Here is a 19423-nt window from a genome sequence, read left to right on the forward strand (position 1 = left end):
GTGGTGCGAATCGCTGCCGGGATTCGAGGCAGCTCATCGCCTCGTGCTGAGGAAGACTCCAGCGAGGCGGACGAGGAGGAGGTATCCCAAACAGCCCGGAGCCTGACCCGGCGCGCTCGACAACTCGAGGAAGAGGGCGCGCCCCCACATTCCGGTCTTTGCTTCGATAGTGAACAGTGCGGCAGGCGAGCATTCCTGGCGGTATCGGTATTGAGAGGCTGTCGGTGTGACCGGCGTTGTGGATCAGTGTCTGTGGGTCTCCCCAAGTGAGGTGAGTCCGCGGCTGGCTGAGACGTCGGCCCAGCGGTTCGCGCGGTCGATTGCGGACCGCTGCCAGGTTGAGGTCATCGGGTTGCGGGTGTGGGGGCTGGGCCTGTCCGACCCGTATGACCTGACGACCGAGGTCGCCGCGGTCGAGCAGGCAGCTGCCGACCTGGGCTGGAGCCGCTATCACCTGGTCGGGTTCTCAGCCGGGGCCACCGTGGCATTTGTTTCGGCCCGTGCCAACCCTCGCGCTGTCCGCACCGTTGCCGGCTTCGAACCGGCCACGATCGGCGACGATGGCTGGAGCCCGGTGGAGACGCGGTGGCGCCGCGACCTGGCTCGCGTCCGCCAGTTGGTGCCGCGGCAGCGGCAGCAAGCCTTCCGGCGCCTGCTCATGGCACCAGGTCAGGCGGTGCCGTCCAACCTGCCTGCGCCCCCAATCTGGGACGCGCGCACGGACAGGCTGGAGGACGTGCTGGCCGATGTCGGGTTTCTCAGCGCGGACCTCGCCGGCGTGACCCAACCGGCGCTGATCTCGTCCGGTGCCCTGAGCAACCCGAGGTTCGCCCGGCTCGCCGAACGATTGGTCGATGTGCTGCCGCACGCAGAGTCTGTGCTCTTCGAAGGGTGCAGCCATTTGGCGCCTCCGCACCGTGTCGCTCGACACCAGTTCGCCGACGAATTGATCAAGTTGTGGGGCCGGGGCTGAGTTCACGAGTGTTCGAGGCCTGGACGAGGCGCTAGTCATCGGCTCTTGTCCACGGCCGCACGTGCGTGCGAGCGTCGTACTCATGGGGGCCGGCACGGGTAGCACGCCACCACTCCAGACCAGGAGGCACCTTGCGGCCGCGGTTGGGTACCGCGATGGGTTGGTCGCTGGGCTGATCGTTGTGATGACGTTGTCCGCCGTCGGATGCCGAGGCACGGCACCGTCCGGGGGAGGTTCTGCCGCTGAGCCCGCGTCAACCGCCTCCGTGTCTCTGCCGCGGCCGAGCGTGCCACTACCGGCAACAGGCACCGCGCGGATCGTCAGTACCCACTTGGTGAGGGGCCGCGTCTGGGATATCACGGTGCGGTCGCCGGCGATCGGAGCGGACGTACATGTGCGGCTGCTGCTGCCCGGCCGGTTCACCAGCGCCCCGGCCCGACGATGGCCGGCGCTGTACCTGCTTCACGGATGTTGTGACAGTTACCTCAGTTGGACCAGGTCGACCGATATCGAGCGTCTCTCGAGAGACCTAGATGCGCTGGTCGTGATGCCGGATGGCGGGAAGGCAGGGTTCTACTCCGACTGGATATCCGGACCGCATTGGGAGACCTTCCACCTTCGAGAGCTGCCAGGTTTGCTCAAGGAGCGTTTTCGGGCGAGTGACCGGCGCGCGGTTGCGGGGGTTTCGATGGGCGGGCTCGGGGCGCTGGGTTACGCTGCTCGCCACCCGGGAATGTTCACCGTGGCGGCCTCTTTCAGCGGCATCGTCAACACCCGCCTCGCCCCGCAGGAGTCGCAGGCGTATCTGGGGCTGCTGCAGTCACAAGGCGAGGACCCGTACGGGCTGTGGGGAGACCCGGGTCCCGATGTGGACGTCTGGCGGGCGCACAACCCCTACGACCTCGCGGCGGGGCTGGCAGGCACCCGGCTGTACATCTCCGCCGGATCGGGCCACCCTGGCCCCCTCGACTCGGCTGACGCGACCGCCGACCAGATCGAAATCGCTATCCGGGCCGAGAACGAGGTGTTCGTCAAGCGCGTGCGTGCGCTCCACCTCGACGCCCAAATTGACCTGTATTCGCCCGGCACCCACAACTGGGTCTACTGGCAGCAGGAACTCCACAAGGCGTGGCCGCTGCTCAGCGACGGGCTCCACGACGGCTGACAAGCTCGCTGTCTTGCACTGCCACCTCCTCCTCCAGCGCTCGCGCCGCCCGAATCGGCACGCAGCGACTCGAACCCCGATCCTGATGTCTGTAGCCCAAGCTTTGCTGTCAGTCGGGCAACGGCTCCGACCACCGCGCAAAGCCCTACGGTGGAGGCGCCTCGCCGCCTATATCGCCAAGCTGCGCAGGCTCAACCAATCCACTGCGCGTTAATCGCGGAGTATCGCAAGCGGCGGTAGAACTCGTACAGTCCGTCGAAGAGTGGCCAGGTGATGGCGAGGATCTCGAGACCATGGGATGCCCTTTCGGTGTTGACTGAGTCGCGGCTGAGCCGTATTCGGGGAACTGCGCCAGGATGCGTTGGATGGTCAGAAGGCGCGCGCGGCCGGGGGCAGGCCGGGGAAGTCGGCTGCTTCGCTGACGGCGGCCCACTTGCGGACGTCGTCGAGGTCGCGTTGGTAGACGCGGGTGAGGTTGCGGACGGCTTCGGCCCCGAGCGGCAACCGCAGTGGCGCATCGGGGGTGCCGAGCATGTCGCGGATCGCGAGTGCAGCCTGGTCCGGGTCACCTTCCTGGATGCCGTCGGCTTCGGCCATGTTGGTGCGCACTGCGCCGATGACCTCGTCGTACGTTGCGTCCTGCGCTGCGGTGTTGAGTACGTCGGATGCGTTGAATCCGGTGCGGAAGCGGCTGGGTTCGACGATCAGCACGCGGATGCCGAACGGTTCGACCTCGCCCGAGAGGGCTTCGGACCAGCCTTCCAGGGCGAACTTGCCGGCCGAGTAGCTGCCGACCGCGGGGAACGACATCCGTCCTCCCTGGCTGCTCATCTGCACGATCGCCCCCGAACGGCGCTGCCTCATATGCGGGAGCACCGCTCGGACGTAGGCGGCGGGGCCGAACAGGTGCTGGTCGAGCATGTCCCGCAGCTCGTCGTCCGTGACTTCCTCTGCGGCGCCGACCTGCCCGGCACCGGCGTTGTTGACCAGCACGTCGACCCGCCCGAACACGTCCAAGGCGCGCTGTACGACCTCAGTGGCCGCGGGCGTGTTACGTACGTCGTGCTCGATCGCCAGAAGTTGATCGCCGTACTCAGCCTTGAGTGCGTCGAAGCGGTCGGCGCGACGTGCCGTCCCGACGACCCGCTCCCCGGCCTTCAGCGCAGCTTCGGCCAGCGCCAATCCAAGACCTGAGCTCGCGCCGGTGATGATCCAGGTCCTGCTGTCGTTTGTCGTAGTCATGATCGAGACGGTAGAGCTTCGAGCGCGCTCAAACGCAAACCCGAAACCAGCGCCACCGAGGCTTGCGTTTGAGCGCGCTCGAAGCTCTACCGTCGCGGCCATGACGACGAAGACCTGGCTCATCACCGGCGCGTCGCGTGGCTTCGGGCTCGCGGAAGCGGCGCTTGCTGCGGGCAACAACGTGGTGGCGGCCGTACGCCGTCCCGCGGACGTGGCCGGGAGTCAGGATGGGCGGACGTCAGTTCCCGGGCTCGCGGCGCCTCGTCCGCTGACTCGTAGATGTACGCACGCGCGGAGCGCGGCCTCTGCCTCGGCGGTGCCGGTGCAGTAGTAGGCACGATCGGCAAGCTTCGGCGCACCGGTCACACCTGCAACTCCGGGCAGAGCTGGCATGAGACGGTCTGCGGACGGAGGCGAACAACTCGGTGCTGATCGACGTTCTGCAGTTGGCGCAGGAGTACCGCGATCAGTAGTTGCCCGCAGCTACCTCGAGAACTCGAAGCGCAGGCCCTGTTCGTCTTTCAGGACGACGATGTTGCCGCCGTTCTCGCCCAGTAGCACATAGCGGTCGTGAGTCCCCTCGAGCAGGCGGAGTCCGGTGTAGCGGAAGTGGTACGCCGAGTCCGGCCGGAGCTCCGATTCGGTGACGCCCGGTACGGCGAGCTCGAGTCGTTTCTCGCTGTACACCGTGACGGCAACGAGTTGCCAGGGGTAGACGAGGATGTCTTGGGCGAATGCCTCCCCGGTGGCCCGTGCGATGCGTTCGGTGTCCCAGAAGATCGCGAAGGCCAGCAGGACACCCACGATGATCGATGTAGTTCGAGGCCAGCTCGCTCCGGAACCCACGGTGCGGGTGAGAGTGTGACCTACCGGATCAGAGCCATTGATCCCACCGCGCAGGCCTCGTGCGGAGCGGCCGGCAGCGCTTGCAGTGCCAGCGTTCGACGAGCCGGCCCGGCTGGTCGGGATCGTGGACCGGCCACACGGTCTCCAGGCCTTCGCGGTGCAACTGGAGCTCGCGCGCATCGGCGGGCCGGTTCCCACACGTCGGGCAGGCCGGTGACTTCGGTGCCGTCGGCATCGGCAACGACCGAGAAATGAGACACTCACTGATCGGTGTGTCGCCGGCCGGCAGGACCACCGAGGGAGTGCCGAGATAACGATCGATTCTCAATGGCTTCGCAGAGTGAGCACTGACGTAACGATTCCTTGAGGATCGGGATGGAGCTCGGGAAAGCGGTACGACGAACCGCCGCCGCAAGGGAGGGCATCGGCCGATGTCCTGTCGCGATTGTGCAACTGAGGTGCCCGACGTCGGGTCAATGGGGTGGAGGCGTAGTGGGCGTGATGGGACAACAAGAGCGACGCGGGAACAGCTCTCCGTCCGAAGGCGAACCCTCGAGTGCAGCTCCTTGGTTTGTCGCTGCGTCCATCTTCGGCGCCTCCGCCGCTCTAATGGTGGCAGCGATCGATACTGCGGATGCGCGCTGGGCCCAGATCACTGCCTGCCTTCTGATCGCTGTGGGAGCGCTGGCGTTCTTCTTGGTCTACTGGCTGCGCCGCAATCGCAAGAGCGGCGACATGCTGACTGGCGGGGTGGTGGTCCTGGTGGCCATCGCAACGTGCGTGGTGCTCATTGCGGGCAAGACCCCATCTTCGGGCAGTCCAGAGAGCACACCAAATACGAAGCCATCAGCATCTGGACCCTCAACAGATGACTACCAGGGTCCTTGGGGAGCCGCCGGATACCAGGGGGGCTGGGGACCTGAGCGCGACACCTTCACGATGAATATGCCGGCGCCATACCCTGCCTTCAACAGCATCACTGACAATCCGCGCCACGGCGACGAGCGCAACTTCGTGCAGATCAAACGAGCGACCGCCGGTAACAAGACCTACGGAGAGGATGTTGCCTTCGAGGCCGGCAAACAGTACGAGGTGTACGCCTTGTTTTCCAACGACGCTATGGAGACCAAGGATCCGTCGTTGATCGCCCGCGACGTGCGGCTGAAACTGCTCCTCGGGAAACCGGCTACAGAGGTCGGAGTCGGAGCTATGGTGACTTCCGCTAACGCGGAGGACGTCTGGGACGGTTCGCACGTGGCGGGCGACAGCAAGTTCTCGATCACCTACGTCAAGGGATCTGCGCGGATCTACACACTCTCTCTCAATGGTGCCCCGCTACCTGACAAGGATCTGCTCACCTCAGGAGCGATGCTCGGATGCAAACGGCTGGACGGCGTGATTCCTCCGGCCGGGTGCAGTGGCTACGTCACCCTCAGAGTCGTAGCTCGCTCCGCCGAATAACCGTGTCGCTCCGTTGCGCAGCTCGATCTCGCCTAGTCGATCGACAGCCTCAGCGGAGAGCTTGTCGTAGCGCCAACGAACTGCACGTAGTCGCTCTCCTCTGGCGCGATCGCGCGGTGGGCAACTTCGCGGTGGCGCCAGTAGGGCTGTCGAACCCTCTCTGGCCAATCCGCGGTGCGCCATGGCAGCGATTACCCGGTCAAGGATCTGCTCGACGCCCGTGTGGTGTCGGTCCGGACGCGCGGCGCGTGGGTGAACGATGCTGCGCACTACGTGCACAGCTCACGAGGAGAGGCGACCAGTGGCTCACAGAGTGGAGATCCTGCTCACCGACGACCTCGACGGCCGCGATCTCCCTGTCGGCAAGGGGGAGACGTGACCTTCGCACTCGACGGCATCTCGTACGAGATCGACCTCGGCACCAGGAACGCCGCGGCGCTCCGAAGGGCGCTGGCCGCCTACATCGAGGTGGCGCGGCCAGTGATTCCGCCAGCATCGCTGACGGCGTCCGAGGTTCGTGGCAGGCTGGCGAGCATGTGTGGTCGATACGCGTCGGTGGCCAGCCGTGCCGATCTGCTCGACGCCTGGCGAGGACGCTGACCCGGTGCGGCAACTGCGGGCGAGGGGAGAGATCAGGTGCCCAGGATGAGGACGTCGACAGCTTTCGGGGTCGACATCGGCGGCAGCGGGATCAAGGGCGCCATCGTCGACCTGGAGAAGGGCGACCTGGCCGCGGAGCGGGTGAAGTACCTGACGCCCAACCCGTCCACCCCGGAGCCCGTCGCCGCGGTCGTGGCCCGGCTGGTCAAGGAGGCCGAGTGGACCGGTGACCTGGGTGCGACGTTCCCGGCCGTGATCAAGAACGGGGTGGCCAGGAGCGCCGCGAACGTCGACAAGAGCTGGATCGGGACCGACGTCGACAAGGTCCTCACCGACATCACCCACTGCGACGTGACCGTGCTCAACGATGCCGACGCGGCCGGCATCGCCGAGGCCCGGTTCGGCGCGGCCAAGGGCGTCGACGGCGTGGTCATCATGCTCACCTTCGGCACCGGTATCGGCAGCGCGCTGCTGCTCGACGGCCAGCTCGTGCCCAACACCGAGCTCGGTCACCTCGAGCTGGACGGGTACGACGCGGAGACGAAGGCCTCCTCGGCGGCGAAGGACAACGAGGGTCTGTCGTACAAACAGTGGGCCAAGCGGGTGCAGCGATACCTTCGGCACGTGGAGAACCTGTTCACCCCCGACCTGTTCGTGGTCGGCGGCGGGGTCAGCAAGCACGCCGACAAGTGGGTGCCGCTGCTCGAGATCTCCACCCCGGTCAAGCCGGCTCAGCTGCTCAACAACGCCGGCATCGTGGGCGCGGCGATGGCCGCGCACGAGAAGTTCACCGAGTAGGCCGGCTAGAACCCGAGCTCGGCGCGGATCGCGGCGCCGTGCTCGTCGAGCTCGTGCGCCCGCCGCCGCTCGGCCGGGTCGGGCCAGGGTCGATCACGTCGGCACTGCGGGGATCGTCTGGATCAACTACCCAGCTGGTAGGGCAACCAACAGTCGACGGGTTGCCCGAAGCCCGGGGTGGACGGCGTGTTTGTCGGCGCCGGTGACCTTGCACTTGAGCTGGGGGAGCCGTTGGGGTCGGCCCGAGTGCGCACGGTGGTCGACGACGTCGTACAACGCTGTCTGTCCGCGAAGATCCCGGTGGGTGTCATGACCAGCGATGTCGAGGAGGCGGACGCCCGGAGCGCGCGCAGGGGGTGAGCTTCGGTGATCGCCACCAGCGACGCGGCGCTCGTCCAGCGCGCATCGGCGGCGATGGTGGCAGGCTTCCGAGCGGCTGGCCTGGGCGCCGCGCCATGAGGCAGCACAAGCTCGTTGCGGCCACGCCGAGGCCCTCGACGGAGTCTCGTCCGGTGCGACGGTGTCGATCGAGGGCTTCGGTCGGACCGGGGTGCCGACGGCGTTGATCGCGGAGGCACCGCGTTCAGTCCCCAGCATCCGCTGCCGAGAGTCTCACACCGTTGGTCGGACCCGGGGCGACGAGCTCCCCCACAAGTGGCGCGAATGGCATCGACCCGGCTGTAGCCGGCACGCCGCAGGCCAGGAGCGGCAGATCTGCAGCCGTTCTGTCGGCATATCTGCAGCGAGCTCACGGCAGATTTGCAATCTGTGTGGCGGCAGATTTGCAGTCTGGTGCATACTTGCGGAGTGAGCGATGATCCGGAACTCCGCGCTGAGCCCGAGTCCCCGTTGGGACGCGTACTGCCACGGCACGCCCGTGAGCTCGTTGACGAGGCAATGGCCGATACCCGGGTTGTTCTCGTGAACGGTGCGCGGCAGAGCGGCAAGAGCACCCTCGTGCGGCTGGTCGGGGCAGCCGTGGACGCGCAGTGGTACACCCTCGACGACACCGACATTCGTGAGTCGGCCCGCGAGGATCCCAGGGAGTTCGTGGCTGGGACGAAGCCGATGATTATCGACGAGATCCAGCGGCTCCCGGAGCTTCTCCTTTCGATCAAGGCCCGGGTCGACGCGCGACCGCTGCCTGGCCAGTTCCTGCTGACGGGGTCGGCGCGGGTGCTGGGTCTGCGTACGTTGCCGGATGCGCTTCCGGGGCGGATGGAGACGATCGAGTTGTGGCCGTTCGCGCAAGGTGAGATCGACGGAAGACCCGATCGTTTCATCGACGCGATCTTCACCCATGGCCCCGATGTGCGCCACGCGTCGAGTCTCGAGCGCGCCGACTACGCCGACCGTGTAGTGCGGGGCGGATTCCCAGAGGCGGTTGCGCGTGACCAGCCGCGCCGTCGGCAACGATTCTTCGACTCTTATGTCAGCAATCTCATCACCCGTGACGTGAGCCAGGTCGGCGAGATCGAGAAGGTCGGCGAGATGGAGAAGCTGGTCCGATTGATCGCCGCACGTTCAGGCGGACAGTTGGTGATCAACGAGCTGGCCGGCAAAGCAGGGCTGGCGAACCACACCGTCGCGCGGTACGTAAGCCTGCTGCAGGAGATCTTCTTGATCAAGCAGATTCCCGCCTGGTCGCGCAACCTCAGCACCAGAGTCACCGGAACTCCGAAGGTCGCCGTGACCGACTCGGGGATCGCGGCGAACCTAGTGGGAGCCGATACAGCTCAGTTCAAGCGACCGGGGAGCTCGTTCGGGCCGCTGCTCGAAGGCTTTGTATTGATGGAACTCGCCAGGCAGCAGAGCTGGAACGACACACGCGTCGATCTGTACCACTACCGCACCCGCGACCAGGTCGAGGTCGACGCCGTGCTGGAGAACCGCCGCGGTGAGGTGGTGGGTATCGAGGTCAAAGCGTCGTCGACCCCACGCTCCGACGACTTCCGCGGCCTACGACATCTCCAAGATCGACTCGGCGACGACTTCATCGCCGGCCTGGTCCTACACACAGGCCAGCACACACTCCCGTTCGGCCCCAAACTACGCGCCATGCCGATCAGCGCACTCTGGGAGTTGGAGCCCTGAGCCGTGCCACATACTTTCCAAGGAGCACCAGCAGCGGCCTCCCGACGCTGCGTTCGGCGTGGCCACGTGACGAGGTTGACCATCGGGCGACCTAGCGCTCGTCCGTTCGAGGCGCCCGTGCAGGCGACCTAATGCCATCAAGCAACGTTGGTAGGTCACCACCGAGATCGAGATCAGAACATCCACTTCGCCAACGTGCGATCGCCGAGGCCCGACGTGCTCCCGCTGGGCGTGGGCGGAACTCATACGTCGGCACGGGTGAGGGCGCTACGGGCGCAGGACGGCCACTTCGCCGCAATGGAGGTCCCCGACCTGCTCGCCGAGGACATCCGGGCCTTCTTCCACACAACTCCGCGTGTCAGTGACGCGCTGTAGCCGTAGTATTCGGCCATGGCCGAAGGTGGGGACGAGTTCGGCAGTGTTGACGGTGCCGTGGACAGCTGGGCGCTGGCTGGGTTGCCTGGACGAGCGACGGTTCCGGCGTATCTGGTGTCGGCGTACGCCGCGCAGTACCGGGTGATCGTCGACATCCTGCTGGCCGAGCAGGACAACAGCCTGACGGGGTTGTCGTACGACGAGATCGAGGCGGCCGTCTCGTCGTACCTGGCCCGCGTTCTCACGCCGGAAGCCGCCGACGGGCTGACGACGGACTGGAGCCTTGAGGAACGGTTGAAGCGGCTTGAGCAGTGGGAGGTCGTGACCCGCTGGCAGGAGGCGGCGCGCACAGGTGAGGATTTTCTCCGGCGCCGGGATCGATACCAGCTGACGCCGGCCGCGGCTCGCCTCCACAGCTTCTGGACCGACCCGGAGTTGCTTGACGATGCGAGCGACGGTGATCTCACCCTCGCTCCGCGGGCGATCCACGATCGGTTGGTGGGGTTCGCGGACGCGATTCGCGAGCAGCGGTACGTCGATGCGGCCGGGGAGTTCCAGCAGGTCACGACACTCCACCACGCGATGGCGAACTCCGCACGTCGCTGGCAACGGGGCCTGGCGCACGCGTTGTCCGGCGGTCCGGACGAGGCGAAGCAGGACCTGCTGTGGCGGACTCTGCAAGCGTACGTCGCGATGTGGGGCGAGCAGGTCGACGTGAATAGCCCCCGGATCGCGGCGCTGATCGAGGACCTGACCCCGCGGCTCGAGGTACCGATCTGGCGGGCATGCGTCCGCGCGTCCCTCGCTGATGATGCTCCGGACGAGTTGGTAGCGGAGCACGGCGAGCGATGGGCGCACACCTGGGATGCGCTGGGGTCGTGGTTCGTCGGGCCGTACGCCCAGGCGCGCCGGTTGCGACGGCAGTTGCGGGATCTGGTGGCGCCTTGGGCCCGGAACATGTACATCCTGATGGACAGCGCCGGCGTGATCACCCGTCGCCCGGAGCTCCTCAAGCTGGCGGCCGCGATCGAGCAGGCCGAGTCGGACGACGACGCATGGCGCATCTGGGACACTGCGGCGGGGATGTTCTCGACACGGCATCTGCTGTTGCCCGCCGAGTACGCCGATGACTCGTCGCTGAGCTGGTCCGACGCGCCGCCGGCTCCGGTGACGGCCCGGTTTCGGCATCAAGGCCCCCGGGCCGCGGTCGGTCGTCGTGCCAAGACGCCGGACTATTCGCTCGGCAAGACGGCGGCGCGGAGAGGCCGCTTGGAGGCGTTGGCAGCCCGTCGGGAGGCAGAGGCTTCGTTGCGGCGACGTTCCGGTACGGCGATGGCGACGTGGGATGCGCTGAGCCGGCCAGAGTTGGATCTGCTGCTCGAGTTCCTCGGTGCGGTACGACGAGCCGGCACTGGGCAGGACGGGATCCGGGCGGCGGTGACTGCTGACGGCCGGTGGCGGGTGACGCTGACGGCGCCGCGAGCTGGAGACACCGCGGTCCTGCAGACACCCGATGGGACTCTGGTGCTGTCGAACTGGACATTCGAGGTGGCGGCACAGTGACGCTGGAGAGCCTGGGGCGACAGCGTGCGTTCATCGGTCTGCTGCGACATCCGGTAGTGACGCGGTGGGCGCACGCAGACCTGTGGCCGCTCGTCTACCGGCATCGCGCCGTGCTGTCCGATTGGTTCGTGAACCGGCTCGGGTACCGGATGGTGATAACGGATTCGGCCGCCCGGCTCTATCGGCTCCCCGCGGGTGGCGAGGTGCTCGCCCCGGCGCCGATCGAACGGCCCTCACGTCGCGTCCTCGTGCTGGCGATCCTTGCAGCCGCGGCCGCGGAGGATACCGAGGACATCACGAGTACGCAGGAGCTGTCCGACCGGGTCCGGGTGCTGAGCCGCCAGGAGGACGCCGGGTTGGCGCCGTACCAGCCGGACCGCTATGCCGAGCGGCTGCTCTTCGTCAAGGCGCTGCACCTCTTGGGTGACATGGGGGCGTTGCGCCGGATGTCGTCCACCGACTCGGGTGATGGATGGGCACAGCAGCAGGAGAGCGTAGGAGATGTGTTCGACGTTCAGCGGGAGCTTCTCCTGCAGCTCATCGACCCCGTCAGTCTGCGGACAGCCGTGGACAAGGCGTTCGACGACGGGCAGGTGCCGACCGCGCGCTACGGCGTACTGCGTCGGCTGCTCGAGTTGCCGGTGTGCCTGTACGACGATCTGACCGAGGCGGAACGTACCTACCTGGTGAGCCAGCGGCGACGGCTGCTGTCGTGGTGCGAGGAGATGACCGGTTGGACGGCGGAGGAACGCGCGGAAGGGATCGCGTTGGTGGCCACGGAGCCGGACGACAGCGACCTGCCGTTTCCACGGTTGCGCATTGTCGACTTCACCACACTGATGGTGCTGGACGTGCTGCTCCGCGAGGTCGGCACGGCAGTGCTGTTCGACGCGGATCAGCTCGAACGCGCAGCCGACGAGGTCGCCATCAGATACCCCCGGGCCAAGACTCTGCAGCTGGAAGCCGAGGGCGCGACGGCGGCTGCGGCGGTGGAGACGTTGTCCGCGCTTGATCTCCTGCGCTCCGACGGTCCTGGGGCCTATCGGCTGACCCCGGTCGCGGCGCGTTTGCGTGATCCGGCCGTGGTAGAGACCACCGCGCTGCTCGACGAGGGGGCCGACGATGAATGATTTCGAAGGAGCGCAATGGTTGAGCGCGGCAGAAGGCGGCGGCTTGCCGTTGCCTGTGCATCGGCGCTGGCAACCGCTGCGGGTGGGCCTCGTCAACCTCTGGGAGTACGACGATGTGGAGTTCTGGTCGGCCGACGGGCGATTGGTACTGCGCGGTGGTAATGGTGCGGGCAAGACGAAGGTGCTCGAGCTGACCACGTTGATGTTGCTGCGCGGCGAGATCAGCCCGTCGGTCCTGGACCCGTTCGGATCGCAGCATCGGAGTATGCGGTTCAACCTGCTGCCGACCGGTGAGGCCGACGATCCGCGCGAACCGTCCGATTCGGGGCTCGGGTACGCGTGGGCCGAGTTCGGCTGCATCGACGAGTACGGTGAACCGCAGTACTACACCTGTGGACTCGGTGCGAGCGCGAAACGAGGTGCGGGGACGTCGTCCCCGCAGACCTGGCAGCTGGTGACTCACAGACGCATCGGTGCGGATCTGCAGCTGTCACGTGCCGGCCGGCCACTGGACGAGACGGAGCTCAAGCGCGAAGCCGGAGTACGCGTACTGCGGCATGCCGGCCAGTACCGCGCCGTGCTCGCAAGTGAGCTGTACGGGATGGAGATCGAGGCCTATGACAACCTGACCGAGCTCCTGAAGCAACTGCGCAAACCCAAGCTGGGTGAGCGACTCGCTCCGACCCTGCTGGAGCAGATCCTGCGGGACGCGCTGCCGCCGATCGCGGGCACGGAGATCGACCGTCTGGCGGAGGGATGGGACCGGCTGGATCGACTGCGGGCCAAGGTGGAAGCCACCAAGGAAGCGGCGAAATCCCTGGCCCAGTTCGCCCGGTACTCCTGGCGCCCCTGGGCCTCGGCGGTCACGTGGCGTCGTGCCGATCGTCTGGCGACGGCGACCGATCAACTCGACCGGACCACCAGGCTGCGCAGGCAGGCCGAGCAAGCCCTGGAGAAGGCGACCGCCGCTGTCGAGCGCGCGAACGGTGAGCTTCTGGCGGCGCGGACGACGAGGGCCGATCGTGAGGCCCAGCAGCAGGAGCTGACGATGTCATCGGCGTACGCCGATGCGGTGGCGGCATCCGGCCGGGTCGACAGTCTTAAAACCTCCGTTGCATCGCTGAACGACCAGCTGACGAAAGCTCGACGCAGGCAGACGAAGGCAACCGAGGAAGTAGAGCGCATGCAGCAGACCGTCAAGGATGCGCGGGATGCGATGGACGAGGTTGCCGCGCGAGAACAGATCAGGATCGCTGCGCTGATCGACCGTGCGCAGACAGCCGGGCTGGCTGACGCGATTCGGAATTCGTTGCCCCAGCGGGACATGGCCTCGCTGCGCTCCGCGCTTGATCAGCGGGTGCAGCGCTTCGAACATCACGGCCAGTTGCTGTCGGCGTACTCGCGGATCACCGCGGAGGTCGAGCGGATCGCCGTTCAGGTCATCGATCGTCAGGAGCAGATCGACAGATCGATCGAGGCTGAGGAGCAAGCTCAGGAGGCGGTCGAGGGGGTGGTCGAGCGTCTTCGATTCGCGATCAGGGACTGGGCGTTGCGCCTGACGGTTGCTCAGGCATCGACCGAGGAGGTTGAAGACTGGTGCGACCTGGTGGCGGCGCTCACGGATACTGAACCGTCCGGGACGCCGAGCACCGCTGTGGGCGAGTTCATCGAGGCTCAGCGCGCCGTACTGCGGCGAGGCGAAGCGGCGATCCACGATCGGAAGCGTCCGCTGGCGGCCGAGCTCTCGCAGGTCGAGGCGGAGCTCGCGCGGCTGAGGTCAACCACTGACGATCCGCCTGCGGCGCCGGTGCTGTGGCACAGGCGGCTGCGGCCTGCCGCTGCGGACGAGCAGGGCGCACCGTTGTGGCAGTGCGTCGACCCGCGGCCTGAACTGGGATCGAGCCGCCTGGATCTGCTGGAAGCTTCGCTCGCGGCGGCCGGTCTACTGGACGCCTGGATCACGCCGGAAGGCGAGCTGTTCGATACCGACGGAGAGGTACTGCTGCAGGCGGTACCGAGCTCGGGGGACGGACTCCGTGCTGTGCTGTCACCCACCGAGGCGGGCGGGGTCTCCGAGAAGACGATCGTGCAAGTGCTGTCCGGTATCGGCTGGTTCGAACGGCGCTCGGATGCGCCCGCCACGGGGAACTGGGTCTCGGCGGACGGGGGCTGGCAGATCGGCATTCTCACTGGACGCGCGTCACCGGCCCATGAAGCGTCGTACCTGGGATCGACGGCACGCGAAGCCGCCCGGCTGCGGGCGATCGCGCAGCACGAGGCCCGGCTCGCGGAGATTCAGGCTGACCTCGAGCTCCTGGAGGTGGAGCTTGGTGAGGTCCGCCGCCGGATGGCGGCTGTCGAAGCTGAAGGAACCGAGTGGATCGAGGCCACACTGCGGCCCGGCGAGCGCGGGGTCCTGCAGGCGGTCGCGGGACTTGTGGCCAGCTCCAAGCATCGCGCCGATCGCGAGGAGAGCTTGCGGCAGGCGGAGGAGCGGCACCGGGCGAAGGAGAGCGAGCAGAACGCGGCGTGGGCGGAGTACGCCGATCAGGCCGCGCGGTTCGACTTCCCGCTCGAGAACCTTGACGCCTATGCGTCCGGGCTGCGGGAATGCCGCTCGGAGATCGACCGGCTGGACGCGCTGCTCGAGGTCGTCCGCGAGCGTCGTTCGCTGCTGGTCAGGGCGGAGGACGACCTGGCCGGGAGACAGGAGACTCTCGAAGAGGTAGCCGGGGAGGTCGAGGGACTGGCTGACGGGCTCCGGAAGGCGACGATCAAGCTTCAGACCGCTGAGCAGTCGATCAACGCCGATCATCGCGAGCTACTGCGGCAGACCGAAGTGCTGACCGGGGAGCTGGAGGAGCTGGCGCGGTCGATCGAGACCCTGTCCGACCGGGTAGGGGACGCACGGGTCGCGGCCAAGGAAGCCGAAGGCATCCTCGAGCAGCATGAAACCAGGCGTGCCGCGGACGAGAGTGAGCGCGACGCGGCGCTGGCCGAATGGTGGGAGATCGCCGACGCCGGGCTCATGGAGCCGCTGGGCCTAGAGGTTCCGGACCGGAGGGTAGTGGAGACCGGACGAGAAGGAGCTCGGGCTGCACGACGGGTACTGCGGGACGTCGACGACGCGGCAGCCGTAGACCGGGCCTGGCGCAAATGCATCGGTGATCTGCAGACGCTCCGCCCGTCCCTGCTGCCGACCCGTGACATTCGCATCGTTGACGAAGGCCCATTGCCGATTGTGCTCGTGCTTGTCGACGGCGCGGCCGGTTGGCAACCGCCGCTCGAGGCGACCGACGCGCTGGCCGAGAGCGTTCATCAGCTGGAGGAGAAGTACGATGCCGAGCAGCGCGACGTACTCGCTCGGCTACTCGAGTCCAACTTCATCGAGCATCTGAAGGACCGGCTCGACTATGCCAGGGGCACCTTCATCCACATCAACCGCCAGCTCGCGGAACACTCGACCAGACAAGGACACATCGTCCGGCTGGAACGGACCGCGGACCCGGCCGACCCGGAAGCCGTTGCCGTGGTCAACGCTCTCGAGCAGGGTTACGCCGAGCTCGGAATGGATCGGCAGGAACAGGTGCGGGGCTTCCTGTCCCGAAGGATCGACGCGGCGCGGGCGGACGCGGCGGCCGAGGGCGCAAGTGATTGGAAGGGCCAACTGACCACCGCTCTCGACTACCGTCGCTGGCTCCGGATCGAGCTGCAGTTCCAGGCTGGGCGCGGTGACAGATGGCGGAAGTTCGACACGGCGCGGCATGCCACGAAGTCCGGTGGGGAGAAGGTCGTCCTGCTGTCGCAGCCGCTGTTCGCGGCGGCGGTGGTCGCCTACAACGCAGCGGGTCCGCACGCGCCACGGTGGATCTGGCTGGACGAGGCGATGACCGGCGTCGACGTGACCGTGAAGGAGTCGTTCATGGGCCTGACCGTCGACTTCGATCTCGATGTCATGCTCACCGCACACGACGAGTGGTGCACGTATCGCACGGTGCCGGCCGTCGCGATCCATGACCTGGCGCGGGATCCGCATCTGCCAGGTGTCGATGTGGACACCTACCTGTGGTTCGGAGGGAAGCTCGAGCAGGTGGAACCGCCTGTTGCCGTCAGCCACGAGATTCCGGCGGATCCCGATTCCCTGTTCGGTGGAGACGATGACGAGTAGCGTGCCGAAAGGATTGCTGGATTGGTGCGCGCTCGACGGGCCGTCCGCCGTACTGGATGTCGTACGGCGGCGGGCTGAACTAGGGCAGTCGACCGAGACGGGACGGCTTGGGGCCGTGCGGTTGACGGTCGCGCAGCGTCGGGAGGTGGGGCGTCTGCTGGGTACGACGTGGGCGCTCTCCGATCGACCGCTACAGTTGCGCGACGTCGCCGCCCGTCTTCGGGAGCACGGGCTGACGGTTCTGGAGCTTGTCGAGAGGGTTCGTGGGCCGATTGAGCTGGAGGCCGACGTACGCCGTACTGCGGTGGAGACGGCCGATACCGAGGATGCGGCCGCACTCGCGGAACTCGTGGCTGCGGGGGTGCCGGTGGCCGAAGCTCGGACCTGGCTGGATGAGGATCGCTCATTGCCGGTGTTGGGAAGCGGCCGCCGGTTGGGGACGATCTGGGAAGTCGCGGCCGTGTGGTGCGCGGCACCGGGGCGCGGAGCCAAGCCGGTCAGGTTGGCGCAGCTCGCGAGCGTGCATCTAGGTGACGCGCATGCACTCGACGCCGATCAGACGCTGGGCAAGCTGGTCGCCCGGCTCGCGGCAACGGTCCATGGTCTCGAACGGCCGACGCGCGGCGGCAAGGCCTGGCGACTCGCCTGGGCCGCGATCGGCATCCTCTGCGACGAGGTGTCCTCGCGGGTCCTCGCGCTGAATCTCCACCTGACCGGCGATTCGCACGTCGCGCGACTCTGTCGGGAATCCATCGGCGAGCCGATGTGGCTCACGCTCCGATCGCTCCGCGGCGACTGGACCGCCGAACCTGGGACCGTCTTCGTCTGCGAGAACCCCACAGTCGCGGAAGCCGCTGCCGACACGCTCGGCGCCGACTGTCCACCGCTGATCTGCACAGATGGCACGGCGACAACAGCCGCCGTAGACCTGGTCGGTGGTCTGGCCGCAATCGGATGCGACCTGCACATTCGCGCAGATTTCGACGCCGCTGGCCTGGTGATCGTCAACCAGCTCCTAGCGGCGGCACCCGACGCAAAACCATGGCGCTTCGACACCCCGACGTACCTGAGCCATTTCCCCTCAGCCACAACTGACGTCACCGATCTCCGGACAGCCCTGACCCACCTGGGAACAACGATCCACGAGGAAACGCTCCTCGAGGACCTCCTCACCGACCTCCGAGCCCACGCCGCCGGCCGGCCGCACCGGTGAAGCAGGCGAGATACCAGCAGCTATGCATCGCCGAGCTCAGACTTGCCTGAGTTGTTGCGCCCGATGAGGACGGTGACTGGGCCGAGTTCGAGTAGTCCAGGGTCTTCGATGGAGCGACACAACCGGACCTGCGCCGACTTGATGATCAAATCGGACCTCCTGGTTCAGCCGGGGGCTGAACTGTGCCGCTGGATGATTGCTCGAGGGCGATCACACGATCATCAGTCAACTGGGAGGACCAGGGGCCGGCGTACATGTCGAACAGGCTCCACAGTGAGGGGAGTCTGCCCTCCTCGGCGAGGAAGATCGCGACAGGCACAGCCGGGACGCCGAACATGGCGGCGTACACCCAGGTCACCAACGCTGCCCTCCGTGATCGGTTCATCTAGGTGGCTCCTCCACCACGGCGTAGGGCTCTGATGGCGCGTAGCGCTTGCCTGGGGCAACATTGACAGAGTGGGCAGCCTGGCGCCCGGCTTGCTCGGGCCGGTCGGACTGGAGCTGGCCCGGGCGGTCGAACAGCTGCCCGGTCAGCACGCGATGCCTGGCGGTTCCCGGTTCGAGTTGAACCGGGACGGATTCCTTCACTGAACAAGTCAAGCCTGTCGAAATCACTGCCGCCGACCAGGTGGCCTAATCGGGTCGCGTCGCACGCTTCTCGGGGTTGTCGGTGGTCGTGGTCCCAGCTGGCATCATCCTCGGCGAGGAGGACCGCTGGCGGTTGCTTGACCAAGTGCCTGCACGACACCGAGCTACCCACCGACCTGCGATTCGCGGGCTCGCCTAGTCGCGGCCATCATCGCCGCGCGGCGCCTCGCGCCTGAACCCGGCGTCGCTACGGCTGGTGGCGAGCGCGTCGATCGGTGTCCACGGTAGGGACGGTCCAGGAGGCGAGGAGGTCGAGGGCATGTGCTGTTGGTGAGGCGGGTTCGGCGGCGTAGAGGGTGAGGGTGAGGCCGGGGTCGGAGATCATGTCGACGCTTTCGTAGGCGAGTTCGAGGTCGCCGACGATGTGGTGGTGGAAGTGTTTGACGCCGGCGCCGTGGTAGCGGACGTTGTGGGAGCTCCAACGTCGGCGGAAGTCCTCGCTGCGGGTGGCAACTTCGCCGACCAGGTCGTGAAGTTCCTTGTCGTGGGGGTCGCGGCCGGCTTCGGTGCGCAGGATGGCGACGCAGGTGTCGGCGGCGAGGTCCCAGTCGGGGTAGAAGTCGCGTGCGGCGTCGAGGCTGAGGAAAGTGAACCGGACGAAGTTCGGCTGTGCGCCAGCCGTGGCGTCGTACAGGGAGGCGTGCATGGCTCGGCCGAGGTGGTTGCAGGCGAGCAGATCCATGCGGCCGTTGCGGACGATCGCCGGGGCGGTGAACTTGTCGAGCACCCACTCCAGGCTGGGTCGCGGTGTCCAACGTTTGCCGGGCCGACGGCGAGTACGCATCCGGGCGCTGGTGCCGTCGGCGGCGTGGGCCAGGTGGAACAGGTGGCCGCGTTCGGCGTCGTCGAGTTGCAGCGCGCGGGCGATCGCGTCGAGCACGGAGGCGGAAACGCCACCGAGCGCGCCACGTTCGAGCTTGGAGTAGTACTCGACGCTGACTCCGGCGAGCGCTGCGACTTCACCACGACGTAGTCCTGGCACCCGGCGGGGTCCGACGTCGGGTAGGCCAGCCTGCTGCGGGGTGATCTTGGCGCGCCGCGAGATCAGGAACTCGCGGACTTCGGCACGGTTGTCCACAGCCCCGACGGTACGAGGTGTTCGGGCCGGTTGGGGTGCTCTGTGAGTACACGTCTCGCCAGAGACTTC

The 19423-nt window shown here is 67.0% G+C and carries 17 protein-coding genes; 13 read left to right on the forward strand and 4 right to left on the reverse strand.

All coding sequences use genetic code 11. The annotated features are described in order from the left end of the window. Positions 1-226 precede the first annotated feature (226 nt). Entirely contained in the window at positions 227-973 is a 747-nt protein-coding gene (locus tag EV652_RS40120; protein WP_132215520.1) for an alpha/beta fold hydrolase, read from the forward strand. Positions 974-1157: 184 nt separating this feature from the next. Next, positions 1158-2138: an alpha/beta hydrolase gene (locus tag EV652_RS40125; protein ID WP_255512687.1), complete on the forward strand. Its 981-nt coding sequence runs from the start codon at positions 1158-1160 to the stop codon at positions 2136-2138. A gap of 369 nt (positions 2139-2507) precedes the next feature. On the opposite strand, the gene EV652_RS40130 is transcribed toward EV652_RS40125, so the two are convergent. Beyond that, the gene (locus tag EV652_RS40130) at positions 2508-3380 is read right to left on the reverse strand and encodes an SDR family NAD(P)-dependent oxidoreductase (protein WP_132215524.1); all 873 of its coding nucleotides are present in this window, start codon (positions 3378-3380) and stop codon (positions 2508-2510) included. 100 nt (positions 3381-3480) lie between these two features. Here EV652_RS40130 and EV652_RS44910 point away from each other — a divergent pair, with 100 nt between their 5' ends. Beyond that, entirely contained in the window at positions 3481-3711 is a 231-nt protein-coding gene (locus tag EV652_RS44910) for a hypothetical protein (protein ID WP_199238671.1), read from the forward strand. A 152-nt stretch (positions 3712-3863) separates the two neighbouring features. On the opposite strand, the gene EV652_RS40145 is transcribed toward EV652_RS44910, so the two are convergent. Next, positions 3864-4184 (reverse strand): hypothetical protein, encoded by a 321-nt coding sequence (locus EV652_RS40145; protein ID WP_132215526.1) that lies wholly within the window; start codon positions 4182-4184, stop codon positions 3864-3866. Between the two features lie 654 nt (positions 4185-4838). On the opposite strand from EV652_RS40145, the gene EV652_RS40150 reads away from it, so the two are divergent. From EV652_RS40150 to EV652_RS40185, 9 genes are all read left to right on the forward strand, one after another. Further along, positions 4839-5687 carry a hypothetical protein gene (locus tag EV652_RS40150; protein ID WP_206752114.1) on the forward strand — a complete coding sequence of 283 codons (849 nt, stop codon included), beginning with the start codon at positions 4839-4841 and terminating at the stop codon, positions 5685-5687. Positions 5688-6062: 375 nt separating this feature from the next. Further along, the gene (locus tag EV652_RS40155) at positions 6063-6287 is read left to right on the forward strand and encodes an Lsr2 dimerization domain-containing protein (protein WP_199238672.1); all 225 of its coding nucleotides are present in this window, start codon (positions 6063-6065) and stop codon (positions 6285-6287) included. Between the two features lie 45 nt (positions 6288-6332). Further along, positions 6333-7085 (forward strand): polyphosphate--glucose phosphotransferase, encoded by a 753-nt coding sequence (gene ppgK, locus EV652_RS40160; protein WP_132215530.1) that lies wholly within the window; start codon positions 6333-6335, stop codon positions 7083-7085. Between the two features lie 186 nt (positions 7086-7271). Beyond that, a complete protein-coding gene (locus EV652_RS44345) occupies positions 7272-7445 on the forward strand; it encodes a hypothetical protein (RefSeq protein ID WP_158441498.1) in 174 nt (57 codons plus the stop codon). A gap of 447 nt (positions 7446-7892) precedes the next feature. Then, on the forward strand, positions 7893-9179 hold the full coding sequence (locus EV652_RS40165; RefSeq protein WP_199238673.1) for an ATP-binding protein: 1287 nt from the start codon (positions 7893-7895) through the stop codon (positions 9177-9179). Between the two features lie 390 nt (positions 9180-9569). After that, a complete protein-coding gene (locus EV652_RS40170) occupies positions 9570-11117 on the forward strand; it encodes a DUF2397 domain-containing protein (protein WP_132215532.1) in 1548 nt (515 codons plus the stop codon). Further along, positions 11114-12247: a TIGR02678 family protein gene (locus tag EV652_RS40175; protein ID WP_132215534.1), complete on the forward strand. Its 1134-nt coding sequence runs from the start codon at positions 11114-11116 to the stop codon at positions 12245-12247. The genes EV652_RS40170 and EV652_RS40175 overlap by 4 nt, the downstream gene beginning before the upstream one ends. After that, the gene (locus EV652_RS40180; RefSeq protein ID WP_132215536.1) at positions 12240-16415 is read left to right on the forward strand and encodes a TIGR02680 family protein; all 4176 of its coding nucleotides are present in this window, start codon (positions 12240-12242) and stop codon (positions 16413-16415) included. Before EV652_RS40175 ends, EV652_RS40180 begins: the two co-directional genes overlap by 8 nt. Further along, a complete protein-coding gene (locus EV652_RS40185) occupies positions 16405-17628 on the forward strand; it encodes a DUF2399 domain-containing protein (protein WP_158441500.1) in 1224 nt (407 codons plus the stop codon). Before EV652_RS40180 ends, EV652_RS40185 begins: the two co-directional genes overlap by 11 nt. Before the next feature lie 145 nt (positions 17629-17773). On the opposite strand, the gene EV652_RS40190 is transcribed toward EV652_RS40185, so the two are convergent. Further along, complete coding sequence (locus EV652_RS40190; RefSeq protein WP_132215540.1) at positions 17774-18013, reverse strand: hypothetical protein; 240 nt, start codon at positions 18011-18013, stop codon at positions 17774-17776. 71 nt (positions 18014-18084) lie between these two features. Here EV652_RS40190 and EV652_RS45930 point away from each other — a divergent pair, with 71 nt between their 5' ends. Then, complete coding sequence (locus EV652_RS45930; RefSeq protein WP_255512688.1) at positions 18085-18219, forward strand: hypothetical protein; 135 nt, start codon at positions 18085-18087, stop codon at positions 18217-18219. A gap of 244 nt (positions 18220-18463) precedes the next feature. On the opposite strand, the gene EV652_RS40200 is transcribed toward EV652_RS45930, so the two are convergent. Next, a complete protein-coding gene (locus EV652_RS40200) occupies positions 18464-19354 on the reverse strand; it encodes a helix-turn-helix transcriptional regulator (RefSeq protein ID WP_132215542.1) in 891 nt (296 codons plus the stop codon). Positions 19355-19423 lie beyond the last annotated feature (69 nt).

Source organism: Kribbella steppae (genome assembly GCF_004342025.1).
GTDB classification, from domain to species: domain Bacteria; phylum Actinomycetota; class Actinomycetes; order Propionibacteriales; family Kribbellaceae; genus Kribbella; species Kribbella steppae.